2 protein-coding genes (both only partly in view) are annotated in these 17314 nt (G+C 73.0%); both read right to left on the minus strand.

The annotated features are described in order from the left end of the window. Positions 1–10399, minus strand: the 5' portion of a protein-coding gene (locus ACGF07_RS28275; RefSeq protein ID WP_392903211.1) for a non-ribosomal peptide synthase/polyketide synthase. 11969 nt of this gene lie to the left of the window's left edge; 10399 of the gene's 22368 nt are visible here — the first part of the coding sequence; it begins with the start codon at positions 10397–10399; the stop codon falls past the left edge of the window. Then, a protein-coding gene (locus ACGF07_RS28280) for an amino acid adenylation domain-containing protein (RefSeq protein WP_392903214.1) crosses the window boundary here: on the minus strand, positions 10396–17314 show its final stretch. It continues 10034 nt past the right edge of the window; the window shows 6919 of its 16953 coding nt (coding positions 10035–16953); its start codon lies off the right edge, out of view; the stop codon is at positions 10396–10398. Before ACGF07_RS28280 ends, ACGF07_RS28275 begins: the two co-directional genes overlap by 4 nt.

The raw sequence follows: 17314 nt of genomic DNA on the forward strand, positions 1-17314 counted from the left end.
CGAGCCGCTCGAACGGCAGGTCCTGGTGGGCGTACGCGCTCAGGCCGGTGGCACGGACCCGGTCGAGCAGTTCGGTGAAGGTCGGGTCGCCGGAGACGTCGGTGCGCAGCACCAGCGTGTTGACGAAGAAGCCGACCAGATCGTCGAGCGCCTCGTCGGTGCGGCCGGCGATCAGGCTGCCGATGGGAATGTCCTCGCCGCCGCCCAGCCGGGACAACAGGGCGGCCAGGCCCGCCTGGAGCACCATGTAGAGGCTCGCCTGCCGGGTGCGGGCCAGTTCGTTCACCCGCCGGTGGACGTCGGCGGGAATCTCGATCGTGATCCGCGCACCCCGGTAGCTCGCCACGGCCGGCCGGGGTCGGTCGGTCGGCAGGCCGAGCTCCTCGGGAAGCCCGGCGAGGGCCTGCTCCCAGTAGCGCAGCTGCTGGGAGATCTGGCTGTCCTCGTCGGCCTCGTCCCCGAGCACCTCGCGCTGCCAGAGCGCGTAGTCGGCGTACTGCACGGGCAGCGGCTGCCAGTCGGCCTCCTGACCCGCGCTCCGGGCCCGGTAAGCGGTGGCGAGGTCGGCCAGCAGGGGCGCCAGCGACCAACCGTCGGCGGCGATGTGGTGCATGGTGACCGTGAGGACGTGCACGTCCTTGGTGACGGCGAACAGCCGGGCCCGGAGCGGGATCTCCTCGGCGAGGTCGAAGCCGCGGCTGATCTCGGCGGCGACCGCGTCGGCCAGCTGCTCCTCGGTGGTCCGGGTGACGTCCAGGCGCAGCACGGCCTCGTCGGTGGCCCGCACCCGCTGGACGGGCACGCCGTTCCACTCGGCGAACACGGTGCGGAAGACCTCGTGACGCTCCAGCAGGTCCTGCAGGGCCGCGGAGAGCGCCTCCCGGTCGAGGGTGCCGGTGAATCGCAGCACGATCGGCAGGTTGTACGCCGAACCGGCCTGCTGGTCGAAGCGGTTGAGGAACCACAGTCGCCGCTGGGCGAAGGACAGCGGGAGCTCGTCCGGACGCGGCATCGGAGCCAGCGCCCGACGGCCCGCCCCGGCCGTGCCGAGCTGGGCGGCCAGCCTGGCCACGGTCGGCGCCTCGAAGACGGCGCGGATCGGCAGCTCCAACCCGAACGCGGTGCGGATCCGGCTGATCAGCCGGGTGGCGAGCAGGGAGTGCCCGCCCAGTTCGAAGAAGTTGTCGTGCACCCCGACGTCCGGGACCCCGAGCATGTCCGCGAACAGGTGGCAGAGGATCTCCTCCTGCGGCGAGCGCGCGGCGGCGGGGGCCTGGGAGTCCGGGCGGTGGACGGGAGCCGGAAGTGCCTTCCGGTCGATCTTCCCGTGCGCGGTCAGCGGGATCCGGTCGATGGTCACGAACAGCTGCGGAACCATGTACTCGGGCAGCCGGCCGGACAGGTGCGCGGACAGCTCCGCGGCCGTCGGCGCCTCGGCCGCCGGCACGACGTAGCCCACCAGGCGCTGGTCGCCGGGCTGGTCCTCACGGACGATCACCGTGGCGGCGCGGACCGCCGGGTGGGAGGCCAGCGCGACCTCGACCTCACCCAGTTCGATCCGGAATCCGCGCAGCTTGACCTGGTCGTCGCTGCGGCCGACGTACACCAGCTCGCCGGAGCGGTTCCACTTGGCGACGTCGCCGCTGCGGTACATCCGGCTTCCGGGTGCCCCGAAGGGGTTGGGCACGAAGCGTTCCGCGGTCAGCGCCGGCTGGTTCAGGTAACCGCGCGCCAGCCCCTCGCCGGCGAGGTAGAGGTCGCCGGGCACGCCCTCGGGCACCGGCTGGAGCCCCGCGTCCAGCACGTACAGCTGGGCGTTCGCCTGCGGGCGGCCGATCGGCACCGGGCCGTCGGGCACCGGCTCGCCGGGGGCGATCCGGTACTCGGCGCAGTTCACCGTCGCCTCGGTCGGACCGTACACGTTGCGCACCGTCACGTCGGGGTGCAGTTCGCGCCACTCCCGCAGCACCGCGCCGAGCAGCGCCTCACCACCGAGCAGCAGCTCGCCGGAGGGCGAGTAGCCGGCCGGAAAGGCGTTGAGCAGGGGCAGGTGGCTCGGGGTCGCCTTGAGGAAGGTCGCCGGAGCCTCGGCCAGCCCGGCGGCCTCGCCCGGCTCGGGCTCGGTGAGCGAGGCGAGGTTGACGCAGCCGCCGACCAGCAGGGGGGTGTACAGGCCGGTGACGGTCAGGTCGAAGGACACCGGCGAGTGCACCAGCGCCACTCCGCGGGCTGCGTCGTACTCGCGGGTGGTGTGTGCCAGGTAGTCGCTGACCGAGCGGTGCTCGATCACGACGCCCTTGGGCCGCCCGGTCGAGCCCGAGGTGTAGATCACGTACGCCGCGTCGCGCGGCGACAGCGGCCGGAGCCGCTCGGTGTCCGTGACGGGGCCGCTCGGGTGGGCCGCCAGCTCCAGCGCGGTCCCGGGCCGGTCCAGTCGGATGACGGGCGCGGCGCCGGACGGCAGGGCCGCCGAGGTGGCCTCGTCGCTCAGGACCACCGTCGGGGCCGCGTCGCCGAGCACGTAGGCGATGCGGTCGGCGGGATTGGTGGGATCGATGGGAAGGTACGCGGCACCGGCCTTGAGCACCGCGAGCAGGGCCGTGACCAGCAGCGGCGTCCTGGGCAGTGCGATCGCCACCAGGGAGCCGGGCCCGGTGCCGCCCGCGATCAGCAGGCGGGCGAGCCGGTTGGCGGCGGCGTCGAGTTCGGCGTAGGTCAGCTTCTCCTTGCCGCGGACCACCGCGGGGGCGTCCGGGGTCCTCTCCGCCTGGGCGCTGAACAGCTCCGGCAGCGGCGCGGCCGCCACCTCGGCGGCGGTGTCGTTGTACTCCGCCAGGAGCCGGTGCCGCTGGTCGGCGGGCAGCATGTCGATGGTGTCGATCGGCTGGTCCGGATCGCCGGCGGCGGATCGGAGCACCCGGCCCAGGTACTCGGCGAAGCCCTCCGCCGTGTCCCGGTCGAAGAGGTCCGTGCTGCACTGGATGTCGCCCTGCAGACCGGCCGGCCGGCCCTGCGCATCGAACTCCTCGGAGAAGCCGAAGCCCAGGTCGAACCGGGCGGCGCCGAGGTCCACGACGTACGAGCTGAGCTCCAGGCCGTGCATCTCGGTCGTGTAGTCCTGCAGGTTCTGCAGGTTGAGCAGGACCTGGAAGAGCGGGTGGCGGGCGAGCGAGCGCGTCGGGTTGACCGCCTCGACCAGCCGCTCGAACGGGACGTCCTGGTTGTCGTAGGCGGTGAGGTCGGTCTCCCGCACGCGGTGCACGAGCTCACGGAACGTCGGCCGCCCCGAGGTGTCGGTGCGCAGCACCAGCATGTTGGTGAGGAAGCCGACCATCTCGTCGAGTGCCTCGTCGGTGCGGTTGGCGATCACGCTGCCGATCGGGATGTCGGTGCCCGCCCCGACCCGGTGCAGCATCGTGGCCAGTGCCGCCTGCAGCACCATGTACAGGCTCGCACCCGTCTCCTGGGCCAGCGCCAGCAGCCGCTCGTGGACGTCCGGGTCGACCCGGAAGTACACCGGCATGCCCCGGTAGCTCGACACCGCCGGACGCGGCCGGTCGACCGGGAGGGCCAGCTCCTCGGGCAGATCGGCGAGGTTCTCCTGCCAGTACCTCAGCTGCTGGGAGTAGATGCTGTCCGGGTCGTCCTCGTCGCCGATGACCTCCAGCTGCCACAGCGCGTAGTCCGCGTTCTGCACCGGCAGCGGTGCGAACTCCGGGGCCCGTCCCTTGCAGCGGGCCTCGTAGGCCTGCGCGAGGTTGGTCGCCAGCGGCCGCATCGACCAGCCGTCGCCGGCGATGTGGTGCAGCACGAAGAGCAGGACGTGGTCCTCCGCCCCGAGCGCGTACAGGTGGACGCGCAGCGGCAGCTCGGTGGTGAGGTCGATGCCGACCCGGACCGCGGCCTCCAGCTGGGCGTCCAGGTCCTCGGGCCGTGTCTCCACCACGTCCAGTGACGGGTGCGCCTCGTCGACGGACAGGATCCGCTGGTACGGCACGCCGTCGGCCTCGGGGAAGACCGTCCGCAGGGCCTCGTGCCGGGCGACGAGGTCGCCCAGTGCCTCGGCCAGTGCGGTGCGGTTCAGCGGTCCGGTGAGCCGGAGCGAGATCGGCATGTTGTACGTGGCGCTCTGGCCGTCGAATCGGTTGATGAACCAGAGCCGTCGCTGCGCGAACGACAGCGGGATGCGCTCCGGGCGCTCCATGGCACGCAGCGCGGTCCGGCCGGTACGGGCACCGTCCAGCTGCTCGCCGAGGGAGGCGACCGTCGGGGCGTCGAAGACCAGCCAGATGGGCACCTCCACACCGAAGGCGGCGCGGATCCGGCTGACCAGGCGGGTGGCGAGCAGCGAGTCGCCGCCGAGCTCGAAGAAGTTGTCGTCGATGCCCATGTCCGGCCGGCCGAGCAGGGCGGCGAAGAGGCCGAGCAGCTGCTCCTCGCGCGGGTTGCGGGCGGCCCGGCCGGTCACCGCGGCCGCGGGTGCGGGCAGGGCCTTGCGGTCGACCTTGCCGTTGGGCGTGAGGGGGAGCCGCTCCAGCCGCACGAAGGCGGACGGGACCATGTACTCGGGCAGTTCGGCGTCGAGCCGCGCGCGGACGGCGGACTCGTCGAGGGCCGCCCCTTCGGCGGGGACGAGGTAGGCGACGAGCCGGGGCTGGCCGGCGTCGTCGCGGCGCGCCACGACGGTGGCCTGGGCGACCTCGGGCACGCGTGCCAGCGCCGACTCCACCTCGCCGAGCTCGATCCGGAAGCCGCGGATCTTGACCTGGTCGTCGGCGCGGCCGGCGAACAGCAGGCTGCCGTCGGGCGTCCGGCGCACGAGGTCGCCCACGCGGTACATCCGGCTGCCGGCCGGCCCGAACGGGTCGGCCACGAACGACGCCGAGGTGAGCGCGGGCTTGGTCCAGTAGCCGGTCGCGAGGCCCTCGCCGGCGAGGTAGAGGTCGCCGACGACCCCGACCGGGACCGGGCGCAGCGAGCCGTCCAGGACATAGGCGCGCATGTTGTCCAGCGGGAGACCGATCGGCACGGTGTCGGCGGGCGGGTTCGCCGCGTCCATCCGGTGCGACGTGGCGAAGGTCGTGGTCTCGGTCGGGCCGTAGGTGTCCCGGACGACCATCGCGGGGAAGCGCTCCAGTACGCGGCGGACCGAGGCCGCGGGCACCACGTCGCCACCGGCGAGCAGTTCGCGCACCGGGGCCAGGCAGTCCAGGTCCTCGTCGACCACGAGCCGGAACAGACCGGCGGTCAGGTGCAGTGCGGTCACTCCGTGCTCGGCCACCAGGCGGCCGAGGGTCGCCACGTCCAGCTCCTGGGGCGGTGCGAGGACGATGCGACGGCCGTTGAGCAGTGGCATCCACAGCTCGTAGTTCGAGGCGTCGAAGGCGTGCGGGGCGTGCATGAGCACCGTGTCGTGCGCGTCACCGGAGAAGCACCGGTCGAGCGCGAAGGCGATCAGGTCGCGGTGGGTGATGGCGACGCCCTTGGCCTGCCCGGTGGAACCGGAGGTGTACATGATGTACGCCAACTGCTCCGGGTGGCCCGGGACGGCCGGGTCGGTGTCGGGCTGCTCCGCCAGACGCGGCTCGCGGTCGACGACGATCGTCCGGGCGCCGAGCGGCGCGGTGGTGGCCGACGCGGAGTCGACCAGGAGCACCGAAGCCGCGGTCTCGGCCAGGATGCTCTCGTGCCGCGCCAGCGGCGCGCGGGCGTCGAGCGGTACGTACGCCGCACCTGCCTTGAGTACGCCGAGCAGCGAGACGACGAGCTCGGGGGAGCGGCGCTGCAGCACCGTCACCCGGGAGCCGGAGCCCACGCCGGAGGCACGCAGCAGGTGCGCGAGCCGGTTCGCCGCGCGGTCGAGCTCCCGGTAGGTGAACTGCCCGTCCTGCCAGACCAGCGCGATCCCGTCCGGCTCGCGCTCGACCTGCTCGGCGAAGCGCGCCTGCACGGTCGCCGCCAGCGCCGGCACCTCGACCGAGGTGTCGTTCCAGCCGGCCAGCAGCTGCTCGCGCTCCGCTCCGGTGACCAGCCGCAGCTGGGAGAGCCGCAGGCCGGGGGCCTCGGCCATCTGCCCGAGCACGGAGGCCATCCGTTCCCAGAGCCGGGACACCGTCTCGGCGTCGAACATGGTGGCGCGGTAGTACAGCCGTCCGGTGAGCTCCTCGCCGGCAGGCCGCTCGTCCACGACGACGGAGAGGTCGAACTTCTCCAGGCCCAGGGCGGCGTCGTCGGCGCGCACGACCAGGCCGGGCAGCTCCAGGGCGAGCTCGCGCCGGCTCCGTACGGTGAGGGCGACCTGCGCCAGCGGATGACGGGCCGCCTCGAGGTCGGGTTCGAGCCGGCTCAGCAGCCGCTCGAAGGGCACCGGCCGCAGCTTCGCCGCGGCGGCAGCCTCGCCCGCCCGGGCGAGCATTTCGGCCACGGACGGGTCGGCGGACACGTCGACCCGCAGCACCGCGGGGTTCGCCGCGAACGCGCCGGCGCCGTCCCGGCGCAGCTGGGACAAGGTGGCGATCGGCAGGTCCTGGCCTGCGCCGAGTCCGCTCAGCACGACGGCGAACGCACCGCGCAGGACCGTCTCCAGGTCCACTCCGGCCTGGTCGGCGAGCACGGTGACGCCCTGCCACCGGGCGGTCGGCAGCTGGATCGGCACGCTGAGAAGGTGCTGGGAGCCCTTGCCGTCCCGCGGACGGTCGGAGGCCAGGACGAGCTCCTCCGGCAGCTCCGCGAGCTGCTCCGTCCACCATTCGACGGCCTCGTCGTCCACCGCGAACGCGGCCGTGTCGTCCCAGCTCACCGGCTCCCCGGAGACCCTCGACCGGTAGGCGGCCGCCAGATCGGCCAGCAGGCGGCCGCCGGCCCAGTCGTCGCCCGCGATCCGGTGGAGGACCGTCACCAGCACGGCCTCCGTGGGGCTGACCCGGAACAGGGTGAAGCGCACCGGAACCCGAACGGTCAGGTCGAACCCCTCGGCGGCCTCCGAGCTCACGGCGGCCTCGTCGAAGTCGGCGACCCTCAACGCCGGGCGGACGCCCTCCGGCGGCAGCACGGCCCCGGTCGGCTCGCCGTTGAGCTCCGGGAAGATCGTCCGCAGCTCGTCGTGGCGGGCGAGCACATCGTGCACCGCGCCGGTGAGCGCCTCGTGGTCGAGGTCGCCGGTGAGCCGAACGGAGAACGGGACGTTGTGCGTCGGGGTCCGGTGCGCGAAGCGGTTGATGAACCAGAGCCGGCGCTGCGCGTGGGAGAGCTCCACCGGCCGGGTCTCGGCCGCCGGGGTGGTGTCGGGGAGCAGCGCCTCGATCTCGGCGACCAGCGCTTCGGGGGAGGGGGAGTCGAAGACGACCCGGATCGGCACGTCGACGCCGAAGGCGGTGCGGATCCGGCCGACCAGCCGGATCGCGAGCAGCGAGTGCCCACCGAGAAGGAAGAAGTCGTCGTCGATGCCGACCTCGGGTTCACCGAGGACGTCGGCGAACAGGCCGCAGAGGATCTCCTGATTCGGCGTCGAGGGCGCCTTGCGCGGCCCGCGCACGACCACCGGCTCGGGCAGCGCGGCCCGGTTCACCTTGCCGTTCCTGGTCAGCGGCATCTCGTCGAGGAGGACGAAGGCGTTGGGCACCATGTGCTGGGGGAGCCGGTCCGCGAGATGCCGGCGCAGCGTCTCGGCGTCCGCGCCCTCGGCCACCGCGTAGGCCACCAGCCGGCGATCGCCGGGGCTGTCCTCGCGCACGATGACCGTGGCGTGCTGCACCGTGGGGTGGGAGCGGACCGCGGACTCGACCTCGCCGAGCTCGATCCGGAAGCCGCGGATCTTGACCTGGTCGTCGGCACGGCCGGCGAAGACGAGTTCACCGGAGTCGGTCCACCGGCCCAGGTCGCCGGTGCGGTACATCCGGCTTCCGGGCGGTCCGAAGGGGTTGGCGACGAACCGCTCCGAGGTCAGGGTGGCACGGCCCAGGTAGCCGCGGGCCAGTCCGGGGCCGGCGGCGTACATCTCGCCGACGGCGCCCACCGGTACCGGCCGCAGCGCCTGGTCGAGCACGTACACGCGGTAGTTGTCGATCGGCCGACCGATCGGCGGGGCCTTGCCGTCCGCGGTGAGCGGCCCGTGCTGGGTCGCCAGGACGGTCACCTCGGTCGGACCGTACTCGTTGAACATCCGGACGTGGGGCGCGATGCCGGCGACCGTCTCGGCCGGGAGCGCCTCGGCGCCCGCCAGGAGCACGCGCAGCGAGTCCAGGCTGCCCTGCGGCATCGCCGCCAGCGGCGACGGCGGCAGGAGCACGTGGGTGATCCGGCTCTCGGCGATCAGCTCGGCCAGGACCGGCCCGACGGTGAGCCGCTCCTCGGGCGCGACGACCAGCGTGGCACCGGTGAACAGCGCCATCGACAGGGCCCAGTAGGCGGCGTCGAAGCCGTGCGAAGCGAAGAGCAGCACGCGGTCGCCGGGACCCACGGGAAAGGAACGGCGTTGCAGGGCCGCACCGTTGGCCAGGCCCATGTGGTTGATGACGACGCCCTTCGGGCGCCCGGTGGAACCGGAGGTGTAGATGACGTACGCGGGGTTGAGCAGGTGCGGTTGCGCGGTGCGCTCGGCGTCGGTCAGCGGGCCGTCCGGAGCTGCCGCCAGTGCGTCCTGGACGTCGGAGGAGTCGATCAGCAGGTGCTCGGCGTCCGCTGCCTCGGGCAGCAGTGGTGCGGCAGCGGTCGTGGTGATCACCGCCGCGGGGGCGGAGTCCTCGATCAGCAGGGAGATGCGTTCCTTGGGGTACGCCAGGTCAACCGGGAGGTGGGCGGCTCCGGCCTTGGCGACCGCGAGCACCGAGAGTGGGAACTCGATCGACCGCGGCAGGGCCAGCGCGACGACCTGCTCCGGGCCGATTCCCCGGGCCGTCAGCAGCCGCGCCAACCGGTTCGCCCGCGCGTCCAGCTCCGCGTAGGTCAGCGAGGCCGACTCGAACTCGACCGCCACGGCGTCCGGCGTGCTCGCGGCCTGGGCCTCGAACAGCTCGGCGAGCGTGGCCGGTTCGACCGGCCGGTCGGTCTCGTTGTTCTGCACGAGGACCCGGTGCCGTTCGGCGGGGGCCAGCAGGTCGAGTCGTCCGACGAGCTGCTGCGGCTCGGTGACCAGGGCTTCCAGCAGCAGCCGGGCCCGGTCCAGCAGCGCGGCGGTCTCCTCGGCGGAGAAGAGGTCGGGCTGGTAGCTGACCCGCAGATGGAGCCGCTCGCCGGGCAGTGCGATCAACGTGATCGGGAAGTGGCTGTAGTCCGTGCCGTCGGACTCGAGCACCTTCAGTCCGGTGCCGGGCAGGCTCTCGGCGTTGTGGTCGACCGGGAAGCTCTCGAACACGGTCACCGTGTCGAACAGCTCCGCCCCGCCGACCAGCTGCTGGATGGCGGCGAGCCCCAGGTGCTGGTGCGGCAGCAGCTCCGACTGCTCGGCCTGCAGCCGGGTCAGCAGGCCGATGAGCGGCTCGCCCGGATCGATCCGGACCCTCACCGGGAGGGTGTTGAGGAAGAGGCCGATCATGTTCTCGACACCGGGCAGCTCCGGCGGTCGGCCGGAGACCGTGGCCCCGAAGACCACGTCGCTGCGGCCGGTCAGCTGGCCCAGCAGCAGTGCCCAGACCCCCTGGACCACGGTGTTCAGGGTGATGGAGTGACGGCGTGCCAGGTTCGTCAGTGCCGTGGTCAGCGAGCGACTCAGGTCGATCACCGCCCGCTCGGGCACCATCAGGGCGCGGCCGGCCCTCACCGGCCGGACGATGGTCCCTTCGGTGAGGTCCTCGAGCGCCTGGCTCCAGGCCAGCTCGGCTGCCGGCTTGTCCCGCTTGGCGAGCCAGGCGAGGAAGTTGCGGAACGGGGCCACGGGGGCCAGTCCGCTGTCGTCGGTGCCGCCCCGGGCGTACAGCGTGAACAGTTCGCTCAGCAGCAGCGGGATGGACCAGCCGTCCAGCAGGATGTGGTGGTGGGTGAAGAGCAGGCGGCAGCGCCGGTCGCCCAGGCGGATCAGGGCGAAGCGCAGCAGCGGGGGGCGCCCGAGGTCGAATCGGCGGACCCGGTCCTCCTCGGTGATCCGCTGCGTCTCGGCGGCGCGCTCGGCCTCGTCCAGTCCGGAGAGGTCGTGCTCCGTCCACGGGACCGGCACCTCACGGAGCACCACCTGGACCGGCCTGGCCGAGTTCTGGTGCTGGAAGGCCGTCCGGAGATTGGGGTGGCGGCGCAGCACGGTGGCCGCAGCCGCCCGGAACGCCTCGACGTCCAGGTCGCCCTCGAGGTCGACGCTCATCTGCGAGGTGTAGAGGTCGACGCCGCGGTCGTCGTAGAGGCTGTGGAAGAGCAGCCCCTCCTGCAAGGGAGTCAGCGGCAGGATTGCTTCAACTGCTGACGTGCTCATTCCGACACCTTCCAGTTTGCTTCGAACATCTTCAATTCGTCATCGGACAGTGACACCAGCGACAGGTCGATCGCCGCGTCATCGGGGGCTGGTGGCTCGGCCGGTGCTTCGTCGGCTGCCGGTTCGGCGTCCTCGACCGCGGCCAGGGCCGCCATCGCCGCCGCCGTCTTGTGCCGGAACACGTCGCGTGCGGACACGACGACGCCCGCGGCCCGCAGCCGGCTGACGAGCTGGATCGAGATGATGCTGTCGCCGCCGAGGTCGAAGAAGTCGTCGTCGACTCCGACCGTGGGCAGGGCCAGGACCTCGGCCATGACGGCGCATACCCGCGCCTCCAGCTCGGTGCGCGGCGCCCGTCCGCTCGCCGCGCTGGAGAAGGTCGGCGCCGGCAGCGCGCGACGGTCCAGCTTGCCGTTGGCCGTCATGGGCAGGACGTCCAGCGGAACGAACGCCGCCGGCACCATGTACTCGGGCAGCCGCTCCTCCGCGAAGGCCCGCAGTTCGGTGACCAGAGCACCGAGTTGGCGCGAGCCGAGGGGGTTGTTGACGTGTGCCGCAGGCTCCAGCTGCGTGCTCGCCAGGTAGATCCCGGCGAGCGTCCCGTCATCGACACCGAACACCGCGTCGAGCCGTCCCGCGGCACCCGGTGCGTACGTGACCCGCACGCCCAGCCCGCACCGGTCGGCCAGCTCGTGCAGCTCCTCCGGGTCGATCCCGGCGGAGAGTTCGAGCAGGGCCGCCACCTCGGCGACCGGGCGCCCGTCGGCGAGCGCTTCCGCCGCCGCCAGCTCGCCGGCCACCCGGGCGTCCGGGATGCCGGTGATCCGGAGCGGCTCGCCGGCGAGCGAGGCCAGCCGCTGTTCCACCTCCGCCAGGTCCATGACGTCCACGCCGTAGCGCAGGACCGCCGCGCCGCCGACGTCACGGGCCCCGGCCGGGGCCGTCCGGAGGACCACGTCGAAGCGGTGGCGGGTCAGCTCGTTGGCGCCCCGGCCGCGCTTGACCTGGACGTCCACGGCCTCGAACGCCGGGATCTGCCGGGCCGCCGCCGCGAAGTACTCCGGGTCGACCAGGAGTTCCTTCTCCATCATGATCGCCTGCTCGACCGCGCGGGACAGCGCCGCCTCGTTCTGCTGCTCCGTCCGCTGGTGCAGCCGGATCGCGGTCTGGAAGCCCCGCTGCGTCCGGAGGTTGCGCTGGTCGCCGAGGAAGACGGCGCCACCCGGCACCAGCAGTTGCGACAGCGAGTCGAGCAGCTCCGTCAGGTACGCGGCGTTGGGGAAGTACTGCGCGACCGAGTTGATGACCACGGTGTCGAAGAACTGATCGGGCAGGCCCTCCAGTTCGTGCGCGGCGGCCACCCTCAGCTGCACCCGCTCGGCCAGACCGGGCTGCGCCGCGACCTGCCTGCGCAGGACCCCGATGGCCTCGGTGGAGAAGTCGATGCCCCAGTAGGCCTCGACCTGCGGAGCCACCTTCGCCAGCAGCAGGCCGCTGCCGACGCCGATCTCCAGGACCCGCCGCGGCCGAAGCCCGAGGATCCGGGCGACGGTGGCGTCCCGCCACTCGCGCATCTCGTCCAGCGGGATGTCGTCGCCGCTGTAGCTGCTGGTCCAGCCGCTGAAGTCCTCGCCGAACTCCTCCGGCCGCTCCGCGCCGTACATCAGCTCGTACACCTGCTGCCACTGGTCGACCTGCTCGTCCGCACTGCCGGTCTCCGCCGGGGACGCGTCCGTGCCGGGCACCACGTAGGCCACCAGCTGCGGATCGTCGGCGCGATCGGTGCGGACCACCACCACGGCCTCGTCCACTCCGGGGTGGCGGCGCAGCGTTTCCTCGATCTCGCCCGTCTCGATGCGGTAGCCGCGGACCTTGACCTGGTCGTCGACCCGGCCGACGAACTCCTGGTTGCCGTCGGGGAGCCAGCGGACCAGGTCGCCGGTGCGGTACATCCGCTCGCCCGGCGCCCCGAACGGGTCGGCGACGAAGCGCCCCGCCGTCAAGCCGCCCTGGTTGAGGTAGCCGCGGGCCAGCAGCCCGCCGGCGATGTACAGCTCGCCCGGCACGCCCACCGGAACGGGCTGCAGGTGGGCGTCCAGCACGTACATGCGGGTGTTCCACGCGGGCGGCCCGAGGACGACCACGCCGGGATCGAGGTCCTCGCCGGGCGCGATGCGGTGGACGCTGCAGCCGACGGTGGTCTCGGTAGGACCGTACTCGTTGTACACGGCGGCCCGCGGGTTCCGAGCGCGCCAGCCCGCCAGGGCGGCACCGGTCAGTGCCTCGCCGCCGGTCACCAGGTCCCCGGTGGGGGAGAACTCCGGTGGCAGTGCGTCGAGCAGCCGCAGGTGGGTGGGCGTCGCCTTGACGAAGGACAGCGGGTCGGCCGCCAGCGCCTCGACCGTGCGCCGGTCCTCCTCCATGGGCGCCACGTGCAGGCGCCCGCCGGAGATCAGCGGTCCGAACAGCGCGGTGACCGTGAGGTCGAAGGAGATCGGCGAGTGGAGCAGCGCCGTTCCGCCGCCGAGCGCGGGGTAGACGTCCGCCGCCCAGTCCAGGTACTGCAGGACGGAGGCGTGGTTGACCAGGACGCCCTTGGGCCGTCCGGTGGAGCCGGACGTGTAGATGACGTAGGCGATGTTGTCCTGGCGCAGTCCCGCCGTCCGCTCCCGGTCGGACAGGTCGTGGTCCGGCTTCCCGTCCAGCGCCGCCGCCGTGTCCGCGGCGTCCAGCCACAGGCGGGGCCGGGTGTCGTCCGCGGGCAGCTGGGCGGCCCCCTGAGCGGTGCAGAGCACGAGGGCGGGGTCCGCGTCGCCGAGTACGTAGCCGATCCGCTCCGCGGGGTGGCGCGGGTCGAGCGGCAGGTAGCCGGCGCCGGACTTGAGCACCGCGAGGACCGCGAGGACCTGCTCGGTGGAAGCGGGCAGCGCGATCGCCACCAGGCTCTCCGGGCCGACCCCGTGCTCGACGAGCAGCCGGGCGAGCCGGTTGGCCCGCGCGTTGAGCGTGGCGTAGTCCAGCGTGCCGTCGGCGCCCACCAGCGCGGTGGCCTCCGGGGTCCGGGAGGCCTGCTCCTCGAAGCGGCTGACCAGGGTGCCGGTCGGGGCGGGGCGCGCGGTGTCGTTCCACTCGACGACCACGCGGCCGCGCTCCTCCTCGTCCATGATCGCGAGGGCGTCCAGACGGCGGTCCGGGTCCTCGACTGCGCTCGCCAGCAGCCGGACCAGGCGCTGTACGAAGACCTCGACGGTCGAGGCGTCGTACAGGTCGGTGGCGAACTCCACGGAGCCGTTCATGCCGGCCGGGAGGCCGTCGGCGTCCTGCGTCTCCGTGAAGCCGAACATGAGGTCGAAGCGGGCGACCTTCATGCCCACGAACTCCTCGCGGCTCTCCACCTCGGGCAGGGACAGGACGGGCGTCGCGTCGTTCTGCAGACCGAAGGCGATCTGGAACAGCGGGTGGCGGGACGGGTCCCGCTCCGGCTTGATGGCGTCCACCAGCCGCTCGAACGGCATGTCCTGGTTGGAGTAGGCGTCCAGGTCGGTCCGGCGCACCCGGTCCAGCAGTTCCCGGAAGGTCGGGTTCCCCGAGGTGTCGTTGCGCAGCACCAGGGTGTTGACGAAGAACCCGACCATGTCCTCGACGGTCTCGTCCGAGCGGCCCGCGACGGGGCTGCCCAGCGGCAGGTCGGTGCCCGCCCCGAGCCGGGTCAGCAGCGCCGAGAGGCCGGCCTGGAGCACCATGAACACGGTGACCCCGCACTGACGTGCCAGCTGCGTCAGCCCGGTGTGGGTCTGCGCGTCGACGTGGAAGACGACGTCGTCGCCGTGGTAGCTGGGCACCGGAGGCCGCGGTCGGTCGGTGGGCAGTGTGAGCTGCTCCGGGACGCCGTCCAGGGCCTGGGTCCAGAACCGGAGCTGCCGGGCGAACGGGCTGTCCGGGCCGGCCTGCTCGTCCAGCATCTCGTGCTGCCAGAGCGTGTAGTCGCCGTACTGGACCGGCAGGGGTTCCCAGGCCGGCTCCTGCCCGTGCAACCGGGCCGCGTAGGCGGTGGTGATGTCCCGGCACAGCGGCCCCATCGACCAACCGTCACCGGCGATGTGGTGGAGGACGACGAGCAGGACGTGCGTCTCGGCGTCCAGCCGCAGCAGTTCGACGCGCAGTGGCGGGTCGACCTCCAGGTCGAAGAGCCGACGGGCCGCCGCGGTCATCGCGGCCTCGACCCCGTCCTCGGTCACCGTGGTGACCGGCAGGTCGATGCGGACCTGGCCGGGGTCGAGGATCCGCTGCCACGGCACGCCCGCCTCGTCGGGGAAGACCGTGCGAAGGGCCTCGTGCCGGGCCACCACGTCGGCCACCGCCGAGCGCAGCGCGGCGGCGTCCAGGGGACCGGAGAGCCGCATGGCGATCGGCATGTTGTACGTCGCGCTGCTGCCCTCGTACCGGTCGATGAACCAGAGGCGCCGCTGGGCGTGCGACAGCGGGAGGCGTTCCGGCCGCGGCCTCGGGAGCAGCGGCGGACGTCCCGTGGCGGCGCGGTCGAACCACTCGGCCACGCCGGCGACGGTCGGATTGTCGAACAGCACCCGGACCGGCAGCTCCGCCCCGAAGGTGGTGCGGATGCGGCTGGCCAGCCGGCTGGCGAGCAGGGAGTGGCCGCCCAGCAGGAAGAAGTCGTCGTCGACCCCGACCGCGGGCACGCCGAGGACGTCGCAGAACAGGGTGCACAGCACCTGCTCGGTCATGGTCCGGGCAGGCCGTCCGACCGCCGTCGGCGCCTGGGGCGCGGGCAGCGCGGCCCGGTCCAGCTTCCCGTTGGGCGTCATCGGCCAGGCCGTGAGGACGACGAAGGACTGCGGCACCATGTAGTCCGGCAGGGACGCGCCGGCCGTGGCGACGACCGCGTCCAGGTCGAGGTCCTGGCCCTCGGCGGCCAGCAGGTAGCCGACCAGACGCGGGTCGCCGGGCTGGTCCTCGCGGACCGTCACCAGCGCCTCGTCCACCCCCGCGGCCCGCGTCAGCACGGTCTCGATCTCCGCCGGTTCGATCCGGAAGCCGCGCAGCTTGACCTGCTGGTCGGCCCGGCCGAGGAAGTCGAGCTCTCCGTCGGCGCGCCAGCGCGCCAGGTCACCCGTGCGGTACATGCGGGCGCCGGCCGGACCGAAGGGGTCCGCCACGAACCGCTCGGCCGTCAGGCCTGCGCGCTTCCAGTAGCCGCGGGCCAGCGGGAGGCCGCTGATGTAGACCTCGCCCGCGACACCCACCGGAGCGGGGCGCAGCGCAGAGTCCAGCACCCGCACCAGGGTGTGGGGGATCGGCTTGCCGATGGTGGGACGGCCGGTGTCGAGCGCGCCGCTGACGGTCGCGCAGACCGTGGTCTCGGTCGGCCCGTAGGCGTTGACCATCGTGCGGCCCGGGGCCCACCGGTCGACCAGTTCGGCCGGGGTGGCCTCGCCCGCGACGACGAGCGCTTCGAGGCTCGGCAGGTCCTCGTCCCCCACCGCCCCGAGCGGGGTCGGCGGGATGGTGGCGTGGGTGATCCCGTGCTCGGCGACCAGTTCGACGAGCGCCGGGCCCGGCAGCAGCCGGTGCGCGGGTGCCAGGACGAGCGTGGCGCCGGTCAGCAGCCCCATGCAGACCTCCCAGACCGACGCGTCGAAGCTCGGCGAGGCGAACTGCAGGACCCGCTTGCCGGGCCCCGCCCCGAGCCTGCTCGCGTGCAGGTCGGCCAGGGCGGCCAGCGCCGCGTGGGTGACGATGACGCCCTTCGGCCGACCGGTCGAACCGGAGGTGTAGATCATGTACGCCGCACCCGCGATGCCCGGGGTGCCGCTGCGTCCTGCCGCGCTGAGGTCACCGTCGGCTTCGGCGGCCAGTGCGGAGACGACGTCGGCGTCGTCCAGCCGCAGCTGCGGAAGACCGGCCACCGACGCCACCGCGTCCGCGGTCGCGCTCGACGTGACGGCCAGCACCGGCTGCGCGTCCGAGAGCATGAACTCGATCCGGTCCTGCGGGTACTCGGGGTCGACCGGCAGGTAGGCGCCGCCGGCCTTCGCCACCGCGAGGACCGCGACGATCCAGGACACCGACCGGGGCAGGACCACCGCCACGAAGCGCTCGGGGCCGACGCCGCTCGCGACCAGTCGGCGGGCGAGCCGGTTGGCGTGCCGGTTGACCTCCTCGTAGCTGAGGGTCCGGTCCTCCCAGCGCACCGCCGGTGCCTGAGGCGTGGCGGCCGCCACGCGTTCGAAGAGTTCGGCGAAGTGACCGGCCGTCGCGGCCGACGTCCCGCCGGCGGCGAAGCGGCGCAGCTCCTCCTGCTCACCCTCGGCGAGCAGGTCCAGCCGACCCACCGGGCGTTCCGGCTGGGAGGCGAACGCGGACACCGCGAGCGCCAGCCGGTCCAGCATCGCCCGCGCCGCGGTCTCGTCCAGCAGGTCGGGCTGGTACGTGATGCGAAGTTCCATGCGCTCGCCGGGGAACGCGTGGAAGACGAACGGGTAGTGGCTGGCGTCGGTGCTCTCGGCGGCCGTCACCTCCAGTCCTGCCTCGCCGAGGTCCGGGAGGGCCTGCTGCAGCGGGAAGTTCTGGAAGGAGATGACGGTGTCGAACAGCTCGCGCTGCGACGCCGCCCGTTGGATGTCGGCCAGCCCGAGGTGGTGGTGCTCGAGCAGCGCGGACTGGCGCTCCTGCAGCAGCTTCGCGGTGTCGAGCAGGGTCTGCTCGGGGCGGACCTCCGCCCGGACCGGGACGGTGTTGATGAACATGCCGAGCATGTCCTCGATCCCGGGCAGCTCCGCCGGACGGCCGGAGACGGTCGTCCCGAACACGACGTCCGTCCGTCCGGTCAGCCGGGCGATGAGCACGGCGAGTGCCGACTGCACCACCGTGTTGAGGGTGAGGCCGTACTGGCGG

This window comes from Kitasatospora sp. NPDC048194 (assembly GCF_043202455.1).
Taxonomy (GTDB): domain Bacteria; phylum Actinomycetota; class Actinomycetes; order Streptomycetales; family Streptomycetaceae; genus Kitasatospora.